General features: G+C 45.0%; 21 protein-coding genes and 2 pseudogenes. 1 reads left to right on the forward strand and 22 read right to left on the reverse strand.

Annotated features, from left to right (window positions below; all coding sequences use genetic code 11):
• Positions 1 to 140: 140 nt before the first annotated feature.
• The 16 genes and pseudogenes from PAV_RS37425 to PAV_RS25650 all read right to left on the reverse strand — a co-directional run bounded on the left by PAV_RS37425 (position 141) and on the right by PAV_RS25650 (position 17,332).
• Positions 141 to 269, reverse strand: coding sequence for a carbohydrate-binding protein (locus tag PAV_RS37425; RefSeq protein WP_326101104.1), 129 nt, complete (start codon positions 267 to 269; stop codon positions 141 to 143).
• A 141-nt stretch (positions 270 to 410) separates the two neighbouring features.
• A complete protein-coding gene (locus PAV_RS25585) occupies positions 411 to 1,868 on the reverse strand; it encodes an amidohydrolase family protein (RefSeq protein WP_005550944.1) in 1,458 nt (485 codons plus the stop codon).
• Between the two features lie 145 nt (positions 1,869 to 2,013).
• Positions 2,014 to 3,162 carry a chitinase gene (locus tag PAV_RS25590; protein WP_005550945.1) on the reverse strand — a complete coding sequence of 383 codons (1,149 nt, stop codon included), beginning with the start codon at positions 3,160 to 3,162 and terminating at the stop codon, positions 2,014 to 2,016.
• Between the two features lie 284 nt (positions 3,163 to 3,446).
• Positions 3,447 to 4,679, reverse strand: coding sequence for a DUF4179 domain-containing protein (locus tag PAV_RS25595; protein WP_005550946.1), 1,233 nt, complete (start codon positions 4,677 to 4,679; stop codon positions 3,447 to 3,449).
• The gene (locus PAV_RS25600) at positions 4,654 to 5,238 is read right to left on the reverse strand and encodes an RNA polymerase sigma factor (protein ID WP_005550947.1); all 585 of its coding nucleotides are present in this window, start codon (positions 5,236 to 5,238) and stop codon (positions 4,654 to 4,656) included. Before PAV_RS25600 ends, PAV_RS25595 begins: the two co-directional genes overlap by 26 nt.
• Before the next feature lie 169 nt (positions 5,239 to 5,407).
• A complete protein-coding gene (locus PAV_RS25605) occupies positions 5,408 to 6,595 on the reverse strand; it encodes a DUF4179 domain-containing protein (protein ID WP_005550948.1) in 1,188 nt (395 codons plus the stop codon).
• Positions 6,564 to 7,160: an RNA polymerase sigma factor gene (locus PAV_RS25610; RefSeq protein WP_005550949.1), complete on the reverse strand. Its 597-nt coding sequence runs from the start codon at positions 7,158 to 7,160 to the stop codon at positions 6,564 to 6,566. Before PAV_RS25610 ends, PAV_RS25605 begins: the two co-directional genes overlap by 32 nt.
• 203 nt (positions 7,161 to 7,363) lie before the next feature.
• The gene (locus tag PAV_RS25615) at positions 7,364 to 8,356 is read right to left on the reverse strand and encodes a DUF4179 domain-containing protein (RefSeq protein ID WP_040736847.1); all 993 of its coding nucleotides are present in this window, start codon (positions 8,354 to 8,356) and stop codon (positions 7,364 to 7,366) included.
• A 29-nt stretch (positions 8,357 to 8,385) separates the two neighbouring features.
• The gene (locus PAV_RS25620) at positions 8,386 to 9,141 is read right to left on the reverse strand and encodes a DUF5643 domain-containing protein (RefSeq protein ID WP_005550951.1); all 756 of its coding nucleotides are present in this window, start codon (positions 9,139 to 9,141) and stop codon (positions 8,386 to 8,388) included.
• A gap of 444 nt (positions 9,142 to 9,585) precedes the next feature.
• A complete protein-coding gene (locus tag PAV_RS33845; protein WP_081505834.1) occupies positions 9,586 to 9,837 on the reverse strand; it encodes a GNAT family N-acetyltransferase in 252 nt (83 codons plus the stop codon).
• Positions 9,838 to 9,922: 85 nt separating this feature from the next.
• A pseudogene (locus PAV_RS25625) lies at positions 9,923 to 12,677 on the reverse strand (cytochrome P450).
• A 107-nt stretch (positions 12,678 to 12,784) separates the two neighbouring features.
• Positions 12,785 to 13,344, reverse strand: a pseudogene (locus PAV_RS25630) (TetR/AcrR family transcriptional regulator).
• Positions 13,345 to 13,503: 159 nt separating this feature from the next.
• The gene (locus PAV_RS25635; protein ID WP_005550955.1) at positions 13,504 to 14,304 is read right to left on the reverse strand and encodes an ABC transporter ATP-binding protein; all 801 of its coding nucleotides are present in this window, start codon (positions 14,302 to 14,304) and stop codon (positions 13,504 to 13,506) included.
• A 32-nt stretch (positions 14,305 to 14,336) separates the two neighbouring features.
• Complete coding sequence (locus PAV_RS25640; protein WP_005550956.1) at positions 14,337 to 15,032, reverse strand: FadR/GntR family transcriptional regulator; 696 nt, start codon at positions 15,030 to 15,032, stop codon at positions 14,337 to 14,339.
• 127 nt (positions 15,033 to 15,159) lie between these two features.
• The gene (locus PAV_RS25645) at positions 15,160 to 15,879 is read right to left on the reverse strand and encodes an SDR family NAD(P)-dependent oxidoreductase (RefSeq protein ID WP_005550957.1); all 720 of its coding nucleotides are present in this window, start codon (positions 15,877 to 15,879) and stop codon (positions 15,160 to 15,162) included.
• A gap of 22 nt (positions 15,880 to 15,901) precedes the next feature.
• The gene (locus tag PAV_RS25650; protein WP_005550958.1) at positions 15,902 to 17,332 is read right to left on the reverse strand and encodes an aminotransferase-like domain-containing protein; all 1,431 of its coding nucleotides are present in this window, start codon (positions 17,330 to 17,332) and stop codon (positions 15,902 to 15,904) included.
• Positions 17,333 to 17,462: 130 nt separating this feature from the next.
• Here PAV_RS25650 and PAV_RS25655 point away from each other — a divergent pair, with 130 nt between their 5' ends.
• Entirely contained in the window at positions 17,463 to 18,398 is a 936-nt protein-coding gene (locus PAV_RS25655) for a DMT family transporter (protein ID WP_005550959.1), read from the forward strand.
• Positions 18,399 to 18,498: 100 nt separating this feature from the next.
• Here the strand turns inward: PAV_RS25655 and PAV_RS25660 are convergent, their stop codons facing one another.
• From PAV_RS25660 to PAV_RS25690, 6 genes are all read right to left on the reverse strand, one after another.
• Complete coding sequence (locus tag PAV_RS25660; protein WP_005550960.1) at positions 18,499 to 18,864, reverse strand: VOC family protein; 366 nt, start codon at positions 18,862 to 18,864, stop codon at positions 18,499 to 18,501.
• Between the two features lie 6 nt (positions 18,865 to 18,870).
• Positions 18,871 to 19,110, reverse strand: a complete 240-nt coding sequence (locus tag PAV_RS25665) for a hypothetical protein (protein WP_040736849.1) — start codon at positions 19,108 to 19,110, stop codon at positions 18,871 to 18,873.
• 31 nt (positions 19,111 to 19,141) lie between these two features.
• The gene (locus PAV_RS25670) at positions 19,142 to 20,281 is read right to left on the reverse strand and encodes a GerAB/ArcD/ProY family transporter (RefSeq protein WP_238555920.1); all 1,140 of its coding nucleotides are present in this window, start codon (positions 20,279 to 20,281) and stop codon (positions 19,142 to 19,144) included.
• 437 nt (positions 20,282 to 20,718) lie between these two features.
• Positions 20,719 to 21,711, reverse strand: coding sequence for a helix-turn-helix transcriptional regulator (locus PAV_RS25680; protein WP_005550963.1), 993 nt, complete (start codon positions 21,709 to 21,711; stop codon positions 20,719 to 20,721).
• Positions 21,712 to 21,957: 246 nt separating this feature from the next.
• Positions 21,958 to 23,151, reverse strand: a complete 1,194-nt coding sequence (locus tag PAV_RS25685) for an MFS transporter (protein WP_005550964.1) — start codon at positions 23,149 to 23,151, stop codon at positions 21,958 to 21,960.
• A 409-nt stretch (positions 23,152 to 23,560) separates the two neighbouring features.
• The coding region (locus PAV_RS25690) for an exosporium glycoprotein BclB-related protein (RefSeq protein WP_040736851.1) at positions 23,561 to 24,317 on the reverse strand (757 nt) is incomplete at its 5' end.

Consider the following 24,317-nt stretch of genomic DNA (forward strand, 5'->3'; position numbering starts at 1 on the left):
AAGTTAAGCATTGTTAAGTGATGTTAAGCGATATTTTTGATTATAAGCAATAGCTGGCAGGTGTCAATAGGAGAAGCGACGCAGTTGAACGAACATAAAAAAGGAGTCCTGATAGCTCAGAACTCCTCGTCTCACTTGATTTAGGATGTAAGCTGCCACAAAGCTGGGGCGTTGGACGGTTCCCACCCTGGCAATGAAGTATGCGCTTGTCGGCATAAGTAAGTCTTTCCCGCATAAGTAAGTCCTTTATGAGTAAGTCTTTCCTGCATAAGTAACTTCGTCGTTGGCCTTATAGCAGTTTGGGTAATTAATCCACAAAAACAACCCGTAAAGGCTGAATCCTTTTAGGTTCAGGCTTTACGAGTTGAACATAGCGATAGTAGTACGTGACACGTACCACGTACCACAGTTTATTTCTGATTGCGAGAGAACTCCTTACTAATCGGGTACGTTTTGAGCTTTTTGAGAATCGCTGTCCGATCGATTAGATGCCCATTCATGACGACCGCATGGATTTGAGTTGTGTTGCGAATATCTGCGAGCGGATTCGCGTCTAGCAGGACGAGATCGGCTAGCTTTCCTACCTCTACCGTGCCCTGCTTATCCTCATTTTCCAAATAGCGAGCCGGATTAATCGTGGCAGCCTGAAGGGCTTGCAGCGGACTTAGTCCCGCTTTGACTAGCAGTTGAAGTTCTTCATGTAGGCTAAAGCCGTAATATAGATTTGGCATCATGTAAGTAGAATCAGTGCCAGCCATAATCGGTACCCCAGCCTCATTCATTTTACGAACTAATTGCAAATTGTTATGTTCCAGTTCCTGATGGATAGCAGCCCCTCTTTTATCCTTGTGCCAATTTTCTATTAATGCTGCCCACTTCTTCTGAACAGCAGGTTCTAAGAAGCGCACTCTTTCATCAGGCACCTGCTTATTTAAGCTTGTCACCGTTACAAGTGTAGGAACCTGCCAAGTTTCGTTCCGTTTAAAGATCTCAAACAGCTTCCCGGCTTCTTTTGCATCATAATGCTTTGCAGCTTTATTTTCGTATTCAAGATACAACAACTGATCGTTATTAATAATACCCGCTTCTGTTTTCTTAACAAGGCTGTTGAAAATACCTGATTTCTTTGATGCTGTAGCAATATGCATCCCATGCAAATGCTCGAAGCTTCTCATACCGTCGTTAGAAGCTTCATCTGCACGTACAGTAAATGGTAAATGACCACTAACCGGAAGTTGCAGCTTCTTTGCTTCCTCCATAGCCACAGCATAAAGTTCTTTAGGTATGTGGGAGTACATTTTAATTTGATCGATCTTATATGTCTTCAACTGTTGTACAGCTTTACGAACCGCTGCTTTATTTTTTAAACTATAGTGATGCGAAGGAACCTCATTATTTGGTGATAGATTAATAACTTTACCAGAATGTACAATGCGCGGAGTCACGATTTCCTGATTATTAATGCTGCGCGTCACTTGAACATGGTGGAGGCTGGAGCCCATCTCCCTAACACCTGTCACTCCGTTTGCTAAAAAATGAGGGACTGCATTATCCATGTAATTTTCCATATGGACGTGCATATCCCATAAACCAGGGATAAGATATTTCCCATTTGCTTTGATCACACGCGCATCGTTAGGAACATCAACGTCAACCGTATCAGCTACTGCTGTAATTTGGTTGCCCTGAATGACAACCGACTGATTTGGTTTCAGCTTGCCTGTCTTCACATCCACAATGGTGACGTCCTGCACAAGTAAACAATTCTTATTACTTGGATTTGGTGGTTCTATTAAGGAAAAGGCAGGCTGGGCCAACATTCCCGATAGAACGATTACAATCAACATGATGACACTGTTCTTAAACAATTACAATCACCCTTTCCTCTAATGTGTAGCACATCAATCAGATGGCTCTCAGGATGAATATACTTGTTCATTCTCATACGGCATAGTGACGAAATGTCATATGATATTTCATCGTATTACGCTATCTCGTTTCCACCATTTTGAGTTAAATTTTACCCTTTGGAAGCGACGGAGTTAGTGCATCCAGATACGAGCGGTGACTATTGGAGAACTCGAAGTTATTGAACTTATCCCAGTTTACTGACCAGGTCATCAGTCCGCGGAAATTCGGATATCCCGTTGAACTGCCGCGCGTTGTGTAGCTGGGCAATTGCACGCCCTTAATAAGCGCATCAAGAGCCTTTTGTACCTCTGCAACTGTAGTGAAGCCGCCTCCTGCATTTGCATTAGCAGGCAATCCAAGCACGATCTGATCCTGGCGCAGCGCTGGGAAGAAGTTGTTTGGATTTTTGGCAACCGGGAACCCAGTTAAGAGCATGTCGGCCATCGCAACATGGAAGTCGGCATTTCCCATCGTATGATACTGATCATCCAGGCCTGTAATTGGGCCAGAGTTGTAGTTCTGTACCTGAAGCCAATCCAGAATATCGCGTGTTGCATAGATGGCAGGCAGATATGCTCCTGCACGACTGTCGCAGCTAATGCAGCTTCCGCCATAAAAAGCATATCCGAGCTGTACGAAGAAGGTTTCGGGCGCCATTGTAAGATAGAAGTTATCGGTTCCAAAGTGGTTATTAATTGTACGGAGAGCTGCAATGAGGTTGACGATAACTGGAGTGGTGGGATTTTTGAAATCACTGTCGCCAGCGTTCAAATAGAGGGAATGTCCTTCGAAGTCCACATCAAGTCCGTTGAAGCCATATTTCTCAATGATCCCAATAACCGAATTGACGAAATTATCTCGGGCTCCGGCGTTTGGGAGTTGAACCTGCCCATTCTGGCCCCCGATAGAGATAATGACTTTCTTGCCTTGGCTCTGCAAGTAAGCGACATCAGCCTTGAAGTCGGCATCCGAATAATTGTAAGGCGTGAAGCCGATTGTACCATTCGTGACGCCAGACGTTGGTTCTGCGAAGGAGACGTTAATGACATCGAACTTAGGAGATACGTCACGGAGCTTGATGAACCCGGAGCCATTATCGAAGTTGTGCCAGTAGCCTACAATCGTCTTGCTGGATACGGCAGCTTGAGCTTGCGGCGCCCAGAGTACCAGGCCTTGCAGGAGCAACAATGCTAGAGCAGCATGTAAGACAATCATCCATTTTCTGTGGGATGTATTCCCTGTGCGTAACATACGTAATCATCCTCCTATAATCCATAATGATAGCGCTTGCAAGTTGTTGATAAAAGATTCGGTTATCCCTCCTATTTCATGACCGGACTTATGACACAACACCTGCATGAGCATCTACAAGGCTCTGTGCGGCTCAGCCTTACAACATCATTATCTAGAAAAGAGGGGCTGATCATAAGGGATAAATTGCAATAAAAGAGGGAGAAATCCCTCTATATGCAAAAATGAGACAGGGCCGATCTCTTCCCCATGATTTCATGGTTCGTAGTGCCGACCCTGTCTATTTATCTTTTCGATTGCGGAATTGGGATCGTAACCTCTAGATTTTTCCAATACGTTCGATCTCCATAATCTTTCTTATCGGTTCGTTTCATACTAAAGTGCTTGTTACTTATTGTAAAGTTATAAGGTTTGATTGTGATCGATTTCGATTTCATCCCTACCGGCGCATACCAATCATTAAGGTGATACTCGGTTTTTGGCAGAGCAGGCGTATAGATGAGTTTGGATGGGCTTAGTACACGCCCATGATCATCCACTATCTCATAGTACATTCTGCTTGCATGATGATCCCCCGATTGTTCCGAAGAGGCCGGAACAGGGCCCATGCTGTCCAGCACTAGACGAGTGGATACAGGAGAGATGTCAAGCTGCTTGACCGTATACGAGAACTTGCCGTCTGACTTGGTCACATTCGGCTTCAGAATAATAGCTCTGTTCTCAACCTTCACTGGAATTTTGAATTCATACGTTTCCTTGATCTGTGTTACTGTCGTTCGAACAGTCAGCTCAAATTCATCCGGCAATGTCGCGACATGCCTGAATTCCAATTTATAGATCGGCTTGTGTGTATCATCCATCATATAATTTTGAAGATGGCCAGAGGATTTGATAGGCTCACCGTTGATTAGAACTTTCGGGTCTCGAACATATCCCTTGGTCTGTTTTTCAACAGGAGTAGCGAAGGCTTCCACGATATGATCATTTACCCCTTTGTATTTTTTAACGATCTTTTTCATTTCCTCTTCCGATATACCATCAAAATATGGAGAACCAATATACTCAGGCAAATTTTTGCCCTCACGCTCAATACGAATGGACAAGCGCGTGCCGTCAAATAATACTTCACTCACCCTTAGCGTAACTCCATCATGCGTAATGCTGATGTTTGGCGTTGATATAATTCCCCGTTCAATCGCTGCGAGAACTGCATCTTCACTCGTCTCGGAAAAAAGCAGCCCGATAACCGGGACTTTTTTCAAAGCTTCCGCCATTGTTGGAGATATATATCCGACTCCAATGAGTCCTATGCCGATAATTGCAGCAGCAGAAGCAACGAATAGTGATCTCTTTATCCAGTTGGGCTTATCCTTAAATTTTTGCTTTCCTGCGGTTTCCCTTTGTTCAATCATATTCATAATTTCATCGCTTCGGCTGTTGGTCAGCGACGAGTCTCTGATCATGTTTTCGATAGCATCTATTTCAGCGTATTTATTTTGATGGGACATAGGTTCCATGGGCATTATCTCCTTTTTGACAAGTACGTTCCATCAGCTTCGTACGTAATCGCTCATATTTCTTGCGTATTGTGGCAGACTTGATACCCATAATTTCACTAATTTCCTCAAAGGTGTACTGCTCCACCGCCTTAAGCAGTAAAATATGCCGCTCTTCAGCCGTCAGATAAGTCAGCAGTTCACTGACTAGCGTTTCATGTTGGGAGAATTGCCGCTCCGATTCCCGTTCTTTACACTGTTCAATCATACGAAACCATCGGCTTCTTTTCTTCTTCACATTCACTAAATGATGATAAGCTACCTTATAAAGCCAAGCGGAGAAGGATGCTTGCCTCTTGTATTGATGCAGATTATCAAAGGCACGGATAAAAATCTCTTGTACGGCATCTTCCGTCTCGGCATGATTTTTTAAAATATAATAGCAATATGTATACATCGGTCGTTCATATTGGTCAAGTATCTTTCTATACGCCTGTTTATCTCCTGCTTGGACTTGTATAATAACTGCTTCTATATCTATACAATTTGCTTCTAATCCCTCGGCAGTAATGGACTGCAAGAGCTCAGCCCCTTTCAAACTTCATTTTTTTAATGTCTACAATTAGGACAAGCCTTTCATGGCATGAATTTTAGGCAATGTAAATTTGGAAGAGCAGAGCAAACACATAGAGAGGGTCGCCCCCTCGCCATGAATTCATGGAGTCGAGAAACTTCCCTCTACATAAAAATTAATCCTGAATGGGAATGGTGAGTTCAAGATCTTTCAAGTATGTTCGATCCCCTTGACTCGTTTTGCTGAACCCCTTCACGATGAATCCTTTGTTGTAAATTGTAAGCGTGAACGGCTTAATCGTGATGGACTTCGGTATGCCTTCAACAGGCAGGTATAATTCATCAACATGATATTCGGTTTTGGGCTTTGCATGAACATAACCAAAGATTCGCGGCTCAATGACGCGTCCCTGGTCATCCAGCATCTCATAATAGACATGGCTGGCGTGATATTTGCCGGTTTGCTCCGGCGTTGCCGGAACAGGACCTTTACTATCCAGAACGAGCCTAGTGGACACAGGCGAAAAGTCGAGCTGCTTGACCGTGTAAGAGAATTTGCCATCGGATTTCGTGATATTCGGCTTGAATACAATGGATTTATTCTCAACCTTCACCGGAACCTTGAATTCGAACGTTTCCTTCACTCCGGTGACATTCAGTTGCATGCTCAGCTCAAACTCATCGGGCAAATTTAGACCCTCCGTATATTCGATACGATAAGCAACATCCTCTAAAGGATAGTCTCCAAAACTGGCTGATCCGTATTGAAAAGGCTGTCCATTTACAAGAATAATGGGAAGCGTGATATACCCCTTTTCTTTTTCTTCCTCAGGCGTCTTTTTTAATTTCTCTCGTTTATTCCCTTTTAATTGCTGAGTATCATTATCCATAATATATGAACTGATGGTGCTTTGGGGCAAATTATCCCCCTTGCGCTCGATAAGAATCGACAAACGAGTGCCATCATACAGAACCTCAGCCAATTTCAAGGTAATTCCATCGTGAGTCACGCTCAGATTAGGCTGTGTTACAATACCGCGGTCAAACGCCAGTTGTGCAGATTCCTCGCTTATATCCGCAAATAATTGTCCGATCATAGGTACTTTTTTCAGGGCTTCTGCCATTGCCGGTGATACATACCCCATAGCGATGATTCCCGCTCCCAATACTAACGTAATAGAAGCAACTAATACAGTTTTCTTCCATACATTCGGCTTGCGTGAAAATTTTTGTGTTCTTGACCAGCCTGCTTGTTCAATGTGATTCATAATTTCATCGCTTCGACTATTAGGCAGCGACGAATCACGAATCATTTGCTCGATTCCATCCATTTCAGCGTAATCCGTGCGCTGCATATGCTCCATGGACCTTCTCTCCTTTTTTACAAATGCGATCCATTAATTTTGCGCGTAATCGCTCATACTTTTTGCGCACAGTAGCAGACTTAAGGCCCATAATTTCACTAATTTCCTCAAAGGTATACTGTTCTACTGCCTTTAAAAGCAAAATATGCCTCTCTTCAGCAGTGAGATAGGTCAATAGTTGACTGACTATCGTTTCATGCTGGGAAAAGGCAATCTCAAAATGCTCATTCTGCTTCTCAACCTGCTTAATTAGATTGAGCCATCGGATCTTCTTTTTCTTTAAATTGATCAAATGGTGATAGGCGACTTTATAAAGCCAGGCGGAAAAGGAAACCCGCCTATTATATTGATATAAATTTTCATAGGCACGGATAAATATTTCCTGAACGGCATCTTCTGTTTCTGCATGATTTTTTAAAATATAGTAACAGTATGTATACATCTGACGTTCGTAATGTTGCAGAATTACTCTGTATGCCTGCTTATCACCGGATTGTACCTCCGCTACAACCTCTTCAATATTCATAGGTTTCACAACTCGTTCCCCAGAGATGTCGGATTGCAAGAGCTTAACTCCTTTCATGTTGACTTATTATATATAACAATCGGAACAGGCGGTTTTGTGACAGGCATTCTAAATTTTTTATTTAGGCAAAATAAAAAGACATTTACCACAATCATCATCTGATGATATGCGAGTAAATGCCTGTTAATAGGCAGTTCCAGTCAAAGCCTTCGCCGTTCTAGAAATCCCCTGCTTTTACTGTATTATCGATTAATCGGTATCGTAACTTGTAAATCCTTCAAATAGGTTCTCTTTCCTTCACTGCCCTTCAGTTTTGCTCCGAGAATGCTCCAATCCTTGCTATTCACCGTATACGTATATGGTTTGATCGTGATGGATGTCACCTTGTCGTCAATCGGAAAGTAGAATTGATCAATATGGTACTTGGTTTCCGGCTTTTTATTGAAAAATCCAATCATTTCTTGATTTATTTCCTTCCCTTTGTTGTCGACAAGCTCATAATAGACCTTGCTTGCATGATACTTCCCGGATTGCTCGGCAGAAGCAGGAACCGGCCCTTGGCTGTCAAGGATAAGTCGGGTAGATAACGGCGACAGTACAAGCTGCTTGACGGTATAGCTGAATTTCCCGGAAGTTTTAGTTGCTTCGGGCTTCACGACGAGCGGCTTGCTTTTCAACTCGATAGGCATCTTGAATTCGAATGGTTCACTAACCTTTGTAACTTCAGCTGTAATCGCAAGCTCGAATTTTTCGGGCGCTTTGACACCTTTTGCGTAATAATAAAATTCATCTTTAGGATCAGAGAGACTGCCAGTGGTCTGTGTTATCGGCTGTCCATCGACTAAAACCTTCGTCCCCCACTTTATGTAGCCCTTTAGCTGATCCTTCTCAGGAACGACATTTTTTTTGATATGCTCATTATTTGGATTTCTCTTTAGATCATCCATGCTGTAATATGGGGATAAGGTACGTTCCAGATTCGCTCCTTCTCGCTTAATTAAGAAGGCCAATGTTGTACCATCGTAGATAACCTCGGCCAAAGTCAAGGTGATTCCGTCATGAGTGACACTCAAATTAGGCTTGTACAAGTAACCCTGCTCGATTGCAGTCGTTTCATTGATGCGTTTGTCTAGTTTCGATGCTGCCGCTGCGGGCATACTGGAACCGATTGTCCCTATGCCAAGCAGTGCTGCCACGGATAAGGCGACGATTGCCGTTTTTTTGAATGGTTTCATTTCTATCAATCTTCCCTTCTAGTTGTAAATCATTTTTGTGTTATCGTTTTGATTGGAATCGTGAGCTCCAAGTCTTTCAAATAGGTTTTCTTATTCGTCATTTTCCCGTTGCTCCCCTTCTCTTCGAGGATAGCCCAGTTTTTGCTGTTAATCGTATACGTATATGGCTTGATCGTGATAGATGTCGCCTTATCGTCCATCGGGTAGTAGAATTTATCGATATGATACTTGGTTTCCGGCTTTTTATTGAAAAACCCAATCATTTCAGGCGCGATCTCGTTGCCGTTGTTGTCTAATAACTCATAATAAACCGGACTTGCATGGTACTTCCCGGATTGTTCGGCAGAAGCAGGAACCGGCCCTTGGCTGTCAAGGATAAGTCGGGTAGAGAACGGCGACAGCACAAGCTGCTTGACGGTATAGCTGAACTTCCCGGAAGTTTTCGATGCATCAGGCTTCACGACGAGCGGCTTGCTTTTCAACTTCACTGGCACCTTAAAATCAAAAGCTTCCTTCACTTTCGTCACTTCGGCCTTAATCGAAAGCTCGAATTCGTCAGGGAGCTTCACACCTTTTGCAAAATATTGCAGACTCTTGTTTGCTCCATTTGCATCAGAGCTGCTGAAGGCAATTGGTTTGCCATCGGCAAGCACCTCACAATCTGGCTTGATGTAGCCTTTGATTTTCTCTTTCTCCGGGTCGGAGGTAAAGGGAAAATCCAGATTCGCCCCTTCTGGACGCAATGCGAAGGATAATGTTGATCCATCGTAACGAACGTCGGTCAAAGTTAAGGTAATCCCGTCATGCTTGACACTCAAATTAGGCTTGTAAAGGTAGCCTTGCTCGATAGCAGCTTTTTCATTGAAGCCATCTATCCTCGGTGCTGCCGTTGCGGGTATGCTGGAGCCGATTGTTCCTATGCCAAGAAGTACTGCTGTAGAAGTGACAATGATGGATTTTTGATCAAACTAAGCTTGTCATTCGATTGATGATTTCCCTCTTTACGGATCATTCTGTTTCACTACTCCAATCTCTCTTGTTTTATAACTGCTGTTTCTACTCTATATAACAATTTCAAATCGGCTATTTGTGACAGGATATAACAATTACAGACGAATATTTTGTGACAGGGGACCTTACTATTATACGAACTGTAAATCTGGCCACAAAAAACGAGCCCAATCAGCTCGTTCTTTGTCCATATTCGTCTTTTACTAATCCATAGAATGCTAAATCGTGATATTGCCCGAATCGACACATATGTTGCTTGAGTGTTTCTTCATAGTTGAGTCCAATCTTCTCCACGATCCAGGATTGGAGGTGTATGCTTCAGCGAATATTTTTTGAAGTTTAAGCTGTTCGAACCCATAAGGTAGAGTCGCTTGAGCCGCCTCTGTACCATATCCTTTGCCCCAGTATGGCTTACCAATCCAGTATGCTAGTTCTCCTCGGTTATGAAATGCTGAGATGTTGATATTCAGGGCATCGTGTACAACCCATGACTTTTATCTGATGATACCGCTTAGCAGCAGCTTTTTATTGTTCTATAGGTTGATCTATCTTTATTTAGATATGCTGAACAGCAAGGTTCTCTGCTTGTATGAAAATAAGGATATCGTCTCCCGGATTGCAAATGGATAAGTAGGCGGAAGTGAGCTCGTTGTTGTGTTCCATCTTTCTTTGATTAGACGCGGCTTCATTGTAATCGATTACGATACTCGGCTGTTGAGAAGTGGGTTCTGAATCAATGCCGATTGGATAATAGCCAGGTTGGAGAGGCGACAAGAGCTGCAAATACTTGTTGAATGGCAGTTCGCATGCTTCATAGGTTTCGAGCAAATGCAGCATGGTGATGCGTTTGGTCAGGATGTGCTCGCGGTAAGCCTTCTCATCTAGCAGTGCTTCTAGCTCTCGCTTGTGCGGCGGACATCGCGTATAAGCCGCTAATTCCCGAAGCTGTGCAGGTGTTGCAGGCTCTTGTAATTGAACACAGTAGCGAAGCAGATCTTGTATAGAGACGGATCGGTCTAGTGGAAAATGGTCAGCCTCATTATGTCCGTTCGCAGTTACGAAAAGTTGGTCATTTTCTTGCAGTTGGAACCGCCTTACCACTCGCTCGACAATCGCTGGGCTGTTGACCGGCAGTACGCCGAGCAAATCCCCTTTCTTGTACGTTATTCCGTGTGGCAGCGCAACCTCGATCTGCCTCGTGCACGTCTTGTAGCTTGTCATATGCAGTACTCGATTATGTTGTACGACAGCTAAGAACGCGTCATGCTTTCGAACAAGCGGGATCGCTGATAGTCTGCTTACAACTTGAACGTGAATCGCGCTTTGTGTTTGATCCCTATCATCCGACGAATTGTCCTCTTCAATGCCGAGAGTCTGCTTTACATTGACCCACATCGTATCTTTCCATGTATGAACCAGCTGCTCGAACTCCCCTCCTGCATCTGCCTCGCCTCGCTGTACAAGCCTCTTGCCGCCTGCTCGTTCCAACTGCTCGTCGATAAATTTAGGTACACTTTGGTACGTATTCGCCCAATTGCGATCCCCACACCCCAATACCGCATACTGCACACCTTCGAGTTCTCCAGGCTGCGTCTCCTCCAACCATTTTACAAACGCTGCTCCATTTTTCGGCGGTCTTCCGTTATAGGATGCGGTCACAATAAGAACAGCACCCTCCTTCGGCAGTCTGCCAACATAATCATGGAGCGGAGCTGCCTCACTTCGGAATCCGTAAAGGCGAGCTTGATTGACGAGCTGATGTGCAAGCCCTTCTGCCGTTCCTAAGTTCGAGCCGTATAAGACAAGCAGCGGTGTAAGATGGGCAGAATTTATTAGAGCACGATCATCAGGTGCTGATTCATCTTTATTCGTTGAACTGTGTTGTTCCGCCTCATTCTGTACAATAGCAGCTGCACCCGTCGTCATACTCGCGACCTGCTTATGATCACGCAACTGTACGCGCATTTGAAAATCTCCCGGCTTCAAAGTTAAGGTCTGCTTCACATTCAATTGGTAATTTAAATGGTCGATCAAGTTGAAATGTTGGAGGATCATACCGAGAACTAACATCGCTTCGTATAGGGCAAACTGCATGCCGATACAGGCTCGCTCGCCGTTGCCGAACGGCTTGTAGGCATGATTCGGTACCTTGGCAGGATCCGCGAATCGCTCGGGACGGAATTCATCGGCATCCTCTCCCCATGCCTCCTTGTCACGGTGCAGTTGTGGTAGGAGCACGCTGACATTGTCCCCTTTGCGCACCTGATACTTGCCGCCGATAACGGTGTCCTCCCTCGCATAGAGGTCAAATCCCGGTGCAGTCGGCCATAAGCGGAGCGATTCATTCAGTATCATACGGATATATTTCAGTTGAAGCACTTGTTGATAGGTCGGGAGCGGGCTTACCAGTACCTGTTCCACTTCTTCATAGGCTTTTTTCAATGATTGTGGATGCTTGAGTAAAAAGTAAAGCGCGAAGGATAAGAGGCCGCTCGTCGTTTCATGGCCGGCAATAAGGAAGGTAATGATCTGATACCGGATGTTTTCATCATCGAGCCCCTCTCCTGTGTCCGGGTCTATCCCGTTCAACATACGAGAGAGCAAATCAGTTTCCCCTTGATTTCCTTGTGCTTTCCGTTCCTCAATGATTTTGTCGACTAGTGTAAACATGGTATCGATATCCGATTGAAATTGTCGTTTTGTTTTGACCATGAAGAAGTCTTGAATCTTCAGGCGGGAGCTTTTTTGCATTGCTTCATTCAGCGCCCGCACCATGCTAACGATAAAGGGGCTGTGATCTTGCCGATAGAAGCTGTTGAATCGATAATTAAAACCGCATATTCCAATCGTATCGAGGGTCAGACGGGTCATATCGTCAGGCACATCAATGCTTTCGTTTGGATTGAGGCGCGCCCACTTTTGGATCAACTGAAGCGCAATATCAAGCATCATGGGATGATAATCCTTCATGGTCTGCTTGCTGAACGTTGGCAGCAAAATATTGTGGGCTTTTCTCCAATTCGGCTCAGTCGTATGACTAGTAAATAACCCGTCTCCGCTGAACGCCCTCACGAAGAGCAGATCGATTGTACACATTTTTATCGAATCGGGTAATATCGCAAACTTCCGCTACAAGCTTGTGACCGGACACGACCAGACTCGTGAATCCGGGGAGCCTTAGCCGATAAATTGGGCCGTATTGCTCTGCGAGCTTGCAGAGGGACAGCGTTGGCTGGTCGCTGTCCATAAGGGGCAAGTGGCCAAGCGGTCCATACGATTTTGGTTCAGGAATGAGTCCTGCTTCTCTCATATACAACATCCTCTCAAATGGATTGATACAAGATACCCATTGTCTATTTCCGCAAGTAAGTAGGAAGGTAGCGCTTCAGGGGGCAAAGTGGACAGTTACATGGAGGCTTATGCGTTCACGCCGTTGTACAGTGTGTCCACAACTAGTTTTGCTGCGCCATTTTTGGCGATATTTCCTTGATGCACTTGCTGCCAAGCAAGGATGAGAAGTGAGTACAGCACATTGACAATCCAATCCGTGTCATATCCTGACGCAGTTGTCCCTTATGCTGAAGTTGTTCGATGGATTGTCGTAAGCGCCGCAATATTTGCTCTTCTGCGGCAACCATCTCCTCATTGTAATACAGTGATGCATCTTGGGTCAGAAAGTGAATTTTGTCCCCTAATGGGATTAGCGCATCCACGAGCTGGGGAATGTACGCTTCATTGTTACTTTGCAAGCGCTCAAGCTGATCCATGGTCTCACCGACGACCTTAACGGCACGCAGACCGAGCTGGAGCATAAGCTGCTCTCTACTCTCGATATAACGGTGCAGTGTCGCGATGCCAATACCTGCATATTCGGCAATGTCATTCAACGAAGCAGTAGGCTTTTCGACTAAGATCTCTGTTGCCGCATCCAGAATCATATGGAGCTTCGCTTCTTTCGATGATCGCGTTTTGTTCATAGCAGTATCCTCATTTGTAGGATTTAAATTATAATGATAGATCTTTCTATCATTTGATATAATTTTAGATCATTTATTACGACATTTCAACACCTTTATCCAATTTTTACATTATAGGTTGCAAAATAAAAAAACGGGCATATTCGCCCGCTTTTATTATCACTTATTGTAATTAAGTTCGTTGGATAGCAATTGAAGAGAGTAGCGCTGGCCCAACTCCTGCCGCACCTCGATAGGCGAATCGAAAAATTCGCTTAGATGCGCTGAGGTTAGTTGATCGGCCGTATTGCCTGATGAAAATACAGTTCCTTGCTTAATAAGCAGCGTTTTGTTAAAGCAGGGCATAATCTCTTCGACATGATGCGTAACATAGATGAGCGTCGGAGCATCAGGCTCGCGTGCAATTGCTTGAATCATGTGGAGAAGATGATCACGAGCGAAGATATCGAGTCCCGTGCATGGTTCATCGAGGATGAGAAGCTTCGGTGAAGCCATCAGCGCTCGCCCTATGAGCATGCGCTGCCGCTCACCCTGCGATAATGTATCATAGGTGCGGTCAAGCAGCCGCTCGCACCCGAGCAGCCGGATTAAGGATAATGCCTTGTCCTCGTCAGCCTGCTCGATGTTCTCGTATATGCCGATCGAGGCGAATTTTCCGCTTAGTACGATCTTCTGCACCGTATCATGCCCATATAGCTTCTGCTGCAAAGAGGTGCTGACCCAACCGATTTGCTTGCGCAATTCACGCAGGTCGAACGTGCCGAATTGCTTTCCAAGGACAGAAACGCTCCCTGAAGTCGGCCAGATATAGCCGTTAATCATATTCAATAAGGTTGTTTTCCCTGAACCGTTAAGCCCAAGGAGGCACCAATGCTCACCTGGGTTTACCTTCCAGGAAACCTGATCCAGAATCATCTTCTTGTCCCTCTTCCAGGCAACATCGCGAACATCTATAACCATAACTTCTCTCCTCTCCTATGTGTATCCGACAGTTATTTATTGCCTCTGCGGCCCTGTTGGGGCTCCAGATTAGCCATCGACAAGCGAACGGCTGTATCAGCGTCTCTGTTCGCAATCGCCTGCAGCAATTGATCATGCAGCTCCGATCGATCCTCATAATGCTGCGTGTCTACAATGAGATGGCTCAATTCACCGCGAAGCGCACTACAGAAGGCGCGGTACAGGTCAATTAGCACAGGATTGTGGCACGCCTCTGCAATTGAACAGTGGAATTCCACATCATGGTCTACATAGGCAGCGTAATTGCCAACCACCAGTGCCTTCTTTCGTTCTTCAAGAAGCTGCTTCATCCGCTCAAGCTCCTTGTCCGTGCGCCGCTCTGAGGCCAAACGCGCTGCCAGAGCATCCATCATGCTTCTTACTTCGGTAATGTGTGCGGTCTCCGCTCTAAGCAGACGCTGCTCCAACGAGTCAGAATCAGAGGGGCGTGAACGAACATACGTCCCGTCCCCTTGTCGAACTTCCAGCACACCGGCATGCACCAGAATCTTGACGGCTTCACGGATCGTCGAACGTCCTACGCCGAACATGTCCATCAGCTCCGGCTCGGTCGGCATGCGATCGCCAGGGCGATAGTGGTGGTTAAGCGCATCGTGCAGCTGTTCAAGCACTTGATCCACCAGTTTGCGGCGAGGGACGGCAGAAAACTTGGGTGCATTCAAATTCATCTGATCATCTCCTGTTATAGAGGAGTATATTCCTTTTTTTACAAATGTCAACGATAAATGAATATTGAATATGACCAAAATGTATAAAAAAAAACCGTGCAAGGCACGGTTGTGTATATCTTTTCGATTAAGCATTCGTATCCTGCATTGCAGGAATATCGATTTCCTTTACGCAGGCTGCTTTGGATAAGCCAATTATGCATGTAACCAGTGAAATGATGTCTTGTACGGGAATGCGGCTGCTGTCATAGGCTTTAAGCGCCTTCTCAGCTCCCTCTTCATAAGGAATTTCTGCGGCCAGTTCACCCGGATTAACGCAGGTAACGGCAATTTGGTCTTTACGAACATGCTCGCGCAGAGCATTTGCAATCCCGCGCAATCCAAATTTAGAAGCAACGAACGACACCTGTGAATTGTTAGTATGTTCTAATCCAGCTGTGGAGCCAATGAAAATGATTTTGCCTGCATCCGATTTTCGAAGGTTCGGCAGCAACGCTTGAATGCAAGTAATGGTTGACGTGATATTTACTTGAATAATGTTAGCGATATCCGCAGGTTCATCTTGTTCAAAATTGTAGTCGTCCTCAAACCCGTTCTGTTCCCATATCCCTACGTTATAAATCAATACATCTATGGCTGCATCCCCAATCGAATGCGCTATACTCGAGGCTGCTTCCTGCTGAGACAAATCCGCTTTCACCCATATTCGCTTCACCCCGTCGTCCACATCCAAGCTGTTCGGGCGATTGCGGGACACCACCCATACTTGATCCCCCTGCTGAGGCAAGCCTCTCACGAATGCGTCTCCTAATCCTTTACTTGCTCCGAAAATGATGAAGTTTTTCATTGTCCCCTTCTCCTTCCCATTTTTATTTCCTTTGGTATGACGGAAAATCGAATCGTGTTGCTAGCTGCTGCGCGAGTTGTGTTAACTGACGCATGCCCTCGCGTATTTGGATTTCGTTCATTAACGAATAACTGAGCCTCACCCAGGACTGATAGCCGTTATTGGGATCACAGATATGCCCGGGAACAAAGGAAAGCGAGTGCTGAAGGCTTTCTTGCAGCAGCATGCTCGCAGATATATGATTCGGCAAACGGAGCCATATGTTCAATCCGCCTTGCGGAGTTGTCCATTGCCAATCGATCGAAGCAGCCGACAGTTCTTCCTCCATTACGTCTCTGCGAATTTGCAGCGCGGTTCTCAATTTTTTTAGATGCTGCTGCATGCGCTCAGATTGAAAATAATGCAGGAATATCTTTTGTGTGACGAGCGGAGTCCCGTTGTCAGCCAGTGATTTGGCCGCAATTAACGGCTCAATCATCGATTTGCGGGCGAATACGGCACAGATGCGAAGTCCTGGAGCGACGTACTTGCTAAAGCTGCGCAAATAGACAACCCAGCCATCTGTATCATACATGAATAATGGCTGCGGCGGTCGTTCATGAAAATACATGTCATGAAATGCATCATCCTCAACAAGGACGCACCGATAACGTTCGGCTAATTCCACGAGCTGTTTGCGTTGGGACGCGGGAAGTATATATCCAGTTGGATTGTGGAACGTCGGATTCATATAGAACATCCTTGGACGATGCTGCTTCATCAGCCGTTCTATCGCTTCTAAGTCATAGCCTTCCGGCGTGAATTCAACTGGAATCAATCTCGCGCCTTGTCCTCGGAGGATGTCAATAGCAGCACTGTATGTCGGGCGCTCGACCAATACAGCATCAAGCGGCCGGATTAGAATTCGCGAGAGCAGATCAATTGCCTGCTGCGCCCCAGTCGTAATCACAATTTCGCCATTGTTCAGCTCTACTCGGTTGCTGCGCTTGAAGTATTGACATAATAGATCACGAAGCTCTTCATCGCCTTGCGGTGTGGAATAGTTTCCCATAAGCTTGGGGTAAATGTCGAATACTTTCTTGACGTAATCCGATAAAAACAGATTTGGAAGTAAGTTGGGGTCTATGATGGCCTGGGAAAACTGATACTCTACCGCTATTCTGTGAATGTCGGACAGTTGGCTGGTCACCTGCAATGCAGACACCCCATTGGGTGTATGATAAACCGCATCAGCAGCTGTCCCAGCACAATCCGGACATACATAGTAACCGGACTTCTCCTTTACATAAACCTTTTCATGCTGCTTCAGCAATTGGTAGGCTTTAAACACCGTCAATCGATTCACGTTAAGCTCTACAGCCAGAGAGCGAATCGAAGGGAGCTTGTCGTGTGCACCCCATTCGCCGCGTTCGATATTCGTTATGATGTAGTCGTATATTTGTTTGGATCGCATGGGTACATCTCCTATCTTCCTCAACCTCATTGTACTACATAAATTCCCAAATATATCCCCGATCTGTTCTACTCTTTTTAAACTGTTCTATCTCCTCACGTATATGATCAATTCAAAAGGAGGAGAAACCATGGTTTTGTTCAATTATGTGCTCATGTGTCTGATTTTTAGCACGACATTTCTTGCCGTGAAAATTGGCGTCGATGCGTCAGCACCGCCATTCTTATCCGGGGGCATACGATTTTTCGTTGCAGGTCTTATTTTATTTATGTGGATGCTATGGCGGAAAAAGGCAAGCCTCACTCTGCTTTTCCATAAGGAAATGTTGATTACAGGGTTCGGTCTTACTTTCGGTACATTCTCCGCATTATATTGGGGGGAACAATATGTATCATCTGGAATGGCGGCGGTATTGTCAGCAACTGGCCCCATTCTGGTTCTGATCATCCAAATCACCATCATGCGCCACAAGCCGTCAGTTCATTCTTTAATTGGCTGCGTCATCGGGTTTATTGGAGTTATTATCATGATGGCTCCGAGCATGGCAGTCTCTGAGCATTCATGGATGCTTATAGGAAGCATCGTGATTATAGCTGGCGAGTTGTTCTACGCAGGCGGCGCGATTTATTCCAAACGAGTTGCTAAACGCTTCGCCGATATCTCACCAATTGCACTAAATGCATCTCAGATGCTGTATGGGGGCGCCTTATTGCTTCTCCTTTCTGCGTTCACGGAGCAATGGCATTTCCAGAACATGCTGTCAACTCGTGCGCTCGGTTCATTGCTTTACTTAATTGTGATTGGTTCCATGATTGGACACAGTCTGTTCTATTGGCTGATTGCAAAAACGACGCCTATCTTTGCTTCAACTTGGTTGTATGTGTCCCCCATGTTGGCGCTTTTCGTTGGCGTGCTATTCTATAGGGAATCACTCACATGGATGTCTGCTGTTGGAGCGATTACGATTCTGATTGGTACAGCGATTGTCAATTACGACAGCCTGAAGCAATTGTTTGAGAAACCCTTAAGAGCTAAGAAACGTTTACAAGATGTTCAGACGCGTTAAGTCGTAATGACACGCTAGGTAGCAATAACGAACTAAGCTCTTTCTGAGTTTATGCTCAGAAAGAGCTTGTTACTTAGCAGCAATATAAGTCGATGAGTATTTAACTTCCTTTCTCTAAGGCCATTACCTCTACTGTAAATCCGCCCGGTGCTTTGATATAGAATGTCCAGCCGTGTGAGCGTTTCGGAGGAGATACTTCGAAACCGTCGTTCTTCAACCGCTGATTCAGTTCATTCACTTTCTCTTCACTTTCTTGTACGAATCCGATATGAAAGGTTTTGGGGTATTGAACTTCTGTTCCTTTCATTAAGGTGAGTACCATGCCGTTGTCGTCAGATAAAAGTGCAAAGGAATGTTCTCTTGGATTTCCGCTCGGGCTTCTGTCAGTAAGTTCGAAGTAGGTCTGCAAAAATTGCTTGGCTGCGGCAACATCCGTGACAGTAAGGTTAAGATGGTTCAGCTTCAAGCTTGATCATTTCCTTTCGAGAAAAATGGTTCTTGATAAGGAGATATGCTTGGAATGAAAATAAAAGTCCACCGCCTCTAAGGAGTGAGGAGGACTTTTCAGCATATAGTGCTTTCGCACACGTTTACCCGTATATTGCTTGCCCAGATCGAAAATGCAGTTTTCCATATTGTGTTTCATTTGCAAAGCAGCAGAACCGGCTTGATAAATCACTTGATTTTGCACAAGCATCTGCAAGTATGACAATAGATGGACCCCCCAATAGACAATGTCACGCTTACTCGCCTTCCTGAGGATGATTTGCGGCTGATTGCGATCGCTGTTGCCGAAATGCCGAAGCACATAATAACGTGATTGGAAGTACGAGCCCGAACGTAGCAACGAATGGAATCCAAGTCGTCTTATTATAATTAATATAGTGAACAGTGTTTGGATGAACGATTAGAGAGAGTACAACCATAAGTATGCCTAAAGGAATGACAACCGTTCGGTAGTTCGCAAGGCGAAATGTCTGTGATAAGCCCAGGCAGGCTGCATAAAAGTAGAGAGACATTTTGAAATAGATCGTGATAAACCACATGATCGCAACGACCACTTCGACATGTTGGATAAAAGATCCGAGCATAATTCTTTTCGCCAGTGTATAGCTTGGATATAGTTGTCGCGCGGTTGTCTCTGCTCCCAGAACGAGAATCGTACAGGCAATAATAAGCGTTAATACGGTACCAGCGAGAATTACGCCAATGTAGAATCCTTTCGCTGCTTTGCGTGTGTCATTGGTGGATGACGGGTAGATCATTAAGAAGACGACTGCAGGGAGTGAGAAAATACACGTGAACAACAGCGTTGCACGCATGAGCGGCTTCATTCCTGTCTCAAGTACAGGCTGAATGTAGTGAACCTTGATATCTGGAGCCGCACAGAACAGGAGAATGAACATTAAGAACAGGAAGCATGCAAAGAGGATTTCTGCAGATCGAGACAAAACCTCCAGACCCAAGCGCACTCCCATTATAACGATTATCGCAAATATAATATTGGTAGCCTCCATCGGGGTTGAAGGCAATATTTGCGTCGTCATAAAACTCCCCATATAATAGAGCAATTCCGCTGCGGTTATGAGTGTAAAGATAACAAACCCTATAGATGCCGCTCGACCGACCCATTTCCCTAATAGTTTCTCATTTAATTGAATAAGTGTATATCCTGCATGTAATTGTCCTACTGCAAGATAAAGTTTGACAAGCAGCAGACCTATTCCAATACTGATTAATGCTGCAATCCATGCATCTTGCTTAACCTCTTCCGCGAGGCCAGAAGGGATAACCAATATTGCAGTACCAACCGAATATAAGAAGACGAGAATGGTAAACTGACGAACGCTTATATCATTATTTTCACCAATTGGCTTCATCATTGCTCCTATTCATCATCCTTGAAGTATACTTGAAATTAGGTTAGTTATCGGTCTATAGATGGCCGCCAGAATATTAAGTGGACTTGGGACTTTTACATGAAGGGCCAGTAACACTCCAATAAGTGTGCTTAAAGCCAGCAGTATGACAAATATGGTTGCTTCGCGTTTACTGCCATTCCTCGAGCGAGTTGGATAATCGATAAGGATGGTGATGGCGGCAACAATCAAGATTCCGATACTAGCCAACATAGACACATGCACCTCCGAGCTCTTCGATTCATATCCGCATCATTTTCATTTGTGCATCCTAATTTCAATTATGGGCGTTGCTCTTCTTTTTAAACTAGCTAAAAAAGATCATTTCGCTCAAAGGAGTGAAATGATCTGCAGATTTCATAATTTATGATGAATGATTTCCCTTACCATCTTAATTCGCCTTATTGTTTGACAACAAGCGCATTGCTTGAAGCGGAGACTGTGGGCCTTCCACATTCACTTGGATTGTAGCCGAAAGTTTTGCGGAAAAGGGAAGCAAAATGGCTTACATTATGATACCCAACGATGATAGAAGTCTGGCTCACATTCGCTTCACCTTGTTCCAATATTCGCCTTGCTTCGTTCATGCGCAGTCCCCGCACGTAACCGAATACAGTAGTTCCGAACAATTCCTTGAACCCAAGCTTCAGCTTATAATCGTTAAGTCCTGTCAATCGTGCCAGTCCGAGCAAACTAGGAGGCTGCTTCCACGTATGCGACAGGATTTCCTTCGCTTCATATAGACATTGGATATCATCAGCAGTCAGTTTGGAAATGACCTGCCGAGCGGCTACCTCCTTATATACCCCATCCAATTGAAGTGCAAGCAGCTCTAGTGCCTTTCCTTCCAGATAGAGTTGTTGAAGCGAACCTTGATAAGGACATTGCTTCATTTGCTCTACAAGCAGCGGAATTTGGGAAGAACCCGCCATTTGCTTGCAGAAGACGGGAATGCGGGCCAAGCGATCAAGCTCTGGAATCTTATTGTCGAAATAGCGCAGATCAATCCGTAGCTCCATATGCTGCATTTGTTCGTTAGGGTACAGTTCCGCATAGATGTTTGCCTCCTGAACATAGATGAGCGTTGACATACCTGGGGTTATAGCGATCTCTTGCGAAGATGCCGACCAGCTTCCGTTGCCTGCCGTTGTATATGATATTTCAAGATGAGGATAGTGGATTTCAACGTCCATAGTTACCGGACGATGGAATTCTGCATTGAAGAAATTAATTTCAAGGCCTCTTCGTATAAGAAACCTCTGTAGATGCCCTGATCCGCTTGGTGCCGGAATGGAATAGATGCGGTTCTGAGCACTTGCTCGTGGTGAAGGGGTGACATCTACGAATTCTCCGAATGCATCGCTTAAATCGCGGGACTCGATGTGCAGTTTCAAGTTTTTCTCCTCCACTCTCAAAATCCATTTTCCATGAATTGTATTGTAATCCTGCTGCAATCTTCATTAATCAGATTTGGCGTTCATGTAATCCCATCCTTCAATCATTTGCTGGATGAAAGCAAGTACATGCACATACCTTTATCTTAAAGAAAATGATAATCATTATCAATACAAAAGAGCGTAACACCCTTTTTTGCGATTTCGATGATGCGCTGCTGATTATTCTCTTGACATTATCTTGTCCTATTTCTCAATAGCTGAATGATTTAATACTGGCTTATTCGATGCGGATGCCAACGTAACGGTCAATAGAAGTACGAGTACGCCAATGATTGCGAATGGAATATGCTTATCCAAACGATACAGCATCGTGCTCACAATGGGTGCAATGACTGCTGATATCCCCTGTACTGCTGAAATAAGCCCTGCAACTCCACCCTGCTGTTCGCTTGATACTGCAAGCGATGCGCCGGTCATAAAGCCCGGCATTAACAATCCTGCCCCTACCCCGAACAAAAAGAACGCAATATAGAAGCTGATCAAGCTGTTAATGAATAGGAAGAGGGCGATACTGCATAGCAGCAATAGCGATCCTATGAGCAGCAACTGCTTAGGCTTCAGCTTCGACGACTTCATTTGAATACCCTGTGTCAATATCATTGCGATTCCTGTCAGCATTAAACCCATTGAGACCATACGGGCAGTTTCTTGCGTGCTGAGGGCCAGTTGGTCTTGAAAGTAGAATCCGCCAACCACTTGAAGTGTAACGATACTAATCATGGTAGTTAGCCCTGCAAATAGATAGAGAGAGATTTTCTGAAACGGACTTACCTTAGGCGGCTTGGTGTGAATCATTGGTTTATGAGTCGGAATTAACAGCAACACGACAAGAAATGCGATGATCGGCAATACCGCTCCAACGTACAAAGGCCATATTAGTCCAATTAACGCGAATATACCTGCGATTGCAGGACCGAGAACAAGACCAAGTCCATTAGCCGCACCTATAAGGGCCATGCCTGAAGAACGCTCCTTCACATCGGTAACGTCCGCCATATACGCCTGTGCGGATGAAGGGACGGCTGGAATGAACAATCCAACCATGGCGCGTGCCGCGATGAGCAATCCAAGAAGCACACTGCCTTTTATTGCCCCATTTAATCCAGCATACATCGTTGCAGTGAATATGACATAACTGACGAACATTCCGATGAATCCGAATAGTATGATCGGCTTTCTCCCCTTGAGATCACTGAGGCGTCCCCATACAGGAGCCATCACGGCCATAGCGACAGAGCCTAATGAAATGATGATGCCTGAATGCATCTCGCTTAACCCCAATTCACGAATGAGCGGCGGCATGACCGGTGCAATAATCATTAACGCCACCATCGAGACAAAAACACTGAAAAATACGCTGAACCTTATTCTAACCATTTTGACTGACACTCCTTTCCCAAAGTAGCTGCTTCAAATGTTTCCCTATGATGATATAAGAAATCGGAATGCTGCGGCTACCGCAAGACGGATTGATTATGCCGGAAAACGGATTATTTTTGATCTTTTTGATCTTGAGGAGAAATCGTTGTAGTTGAGGAAGCCAACATTTTATATATTCACCCCTGTCCAATATGTAGGTGAGAACGAATCTACAAATTTAATAATGATATGCTGATAAAATCTATCCAGTTACAAATTGTGAAAATCAGACAGATTTAAAAGAATATAGTCAATATAAACATGAACCGAACTGGAAATTGATTAATATGAACAAAACAAAGAAGCGGAAGCCTCACCGTCGAATAAGCGTGAAGACTGCCGCTTCTTTGTTATTTCGTCTTAGTTATTATGAAATCGCTACACCAGCGCTTGCATATCCTGCAACCGTAGTACCCGCTGCAAGACCTGTTGTTGTAACTGAGAAGACCATTAACAAGCGAGTCTCTGTTGTTACAGGTATTGCCAACCCTGACGTTACTCCGTGGGATATCGTACCAATTGCTACTACTCCAGAAAGAGATGGTGCTAATGTAACGATAGCTCCTGGAATTGGAGTGAATATGTTGTTCGGTGTAGTCGATTGCCACAATTGGGCCTGTACCGTTGCAGTTGCTCCAATAAGGCTAAGGGCCGCTGTCGTACTGAAGTAAGCAGAGATAGACGTAATTATGCCATTACGCGGCATCGAGAATGCCATGTTCAAAAGCAAACCTGCCGCTCCAGTAAGATCAATCGTTGCACCTAATGCACTCGTGGTCGGTGCAGAGTTTCCAAATCCAATTAGTCCGCCTGTTCCTGCCAATCCGCCTGCGAGCGTGGTCAACAGTACAGGTACACCAGAAGCAAGTGGGATAATTGCTGAAGAACCAGTCGCTCCTGTTACTCCTGTTGCTCCTGTGGCTCCTGTTACTCCAGTCACTCCTGTTACTCCTGTTGCTCCGGTCGCTCCTGTTACTCCTGTTACTCCTGTGGCTCCTGTCGCTCCTGTTACTCCTGTTACTCCGGTCGCTCCTGCCACTCCGGTCGCTCCAGTTTCTCCAGTTACTCCGGTCGCTCCTGTTACTCCGGCTGCTCCAGTAGCTCCTGTGGCTCCTGTGGCTCCT

The sequence above is a fragment of the Paenibacillus alvei DSM 29 genome (genome assembly GCF_000293805.1).
Taxonomy (GTDB): domain Bacteria; phylum Bacillota; class Bacilli; order Paenibacillales; family Paenibacillaceae; genus Paenibacillus_B; species Paenibacillus_B alvei.

Excerpts from the sequence above, each read along its gene's own strand:
- PAV_RS25650 (WP_005550958.1), bottom strand. The coding sequence starts at position 17,332 with ATGCGATCCAAACAAATATACGACTACATCATAACGAATATCGAACGC.
- PAV_RS25615 (WP_040736847.1), bottom strand. The coding sequence starts at position 8,356 with ATGAAACCATTCAAAAAAACGGCAATCGTCGCCTTATCCGTGGCAGCA.
- PAV_RS25635 (WP_005550955.1), bottom strand. The coding sequence starts at position 14,304 with ATGGTTATAGATGTTCGCGATGTTGCCTGGAAGAGGGACAAGAAGATG.
- PAV_RS25595 (WP_005550946.1), bottom strand. The coding sequence starts at position 4,679 with ATGGAACCTATGTCCCATCAAAATAAATACGCTGAAATAGATGCTATC.
- PAV_RS25640 (WP_005550956.1), bottom strand. The coding sequence starts at position 15,032 with ATGAATTTGAATGCACCCAAGTTTTCTGCCGTCCCTCGCCGCAAACTG.
- PAV_RS25655 (WP_005550959.1), top strand. The coding sequence starts at position 17,463 with ATGGTTTTGTTCAATTATGTGCTCATGTGTCTGATTTTTAGCACGACA.
- PAV_RS25685 (WP_005550964.1), bottom strand. The coding sequence starts at position 23,151 with ATGGTTAGAATAAGGTTCAGCGTATTTTTCAGTGTTTTTGTCTCGATG.
- PAV_RS25605 (WP_005550948.1), bottom strand. The coding sequence starts at position 6,595 with ATGGAGCATATGCAGCGCACGGATTACGCTGAAATGGATGGAATCGAG.
- PAV_RS25645 (WP_005550957.1), bottom strand. The coding sequence starts at position 15,879 with ATGAAAAACTTCATCATTTTCGGAGCAAGTAAAGGATTAGGAGACGCA.
- PAV_RS37425 (WP_326101104.1), bottom strand. The coding sequence starts at position 269 with ATGCAGGAAAGACTTACTCATAAAGGACTTACTTATGCGGGAAAGACT.
- PAV_RS25670 (WP_238555920.1), bottom strand. The coding sequence starts at position 20,281 with ATGATGAAGCCAATTGGTGAAAATAATGATATAAGCGTTCGTCAGTTT.
- PAV_RS25590 (WP_005550945.1), bottom strand. The coding sequence starts at position 3,162 with ATGTTACGCACAGGGAATACATCCCACAGAAAATGGATGATTGTCTTA.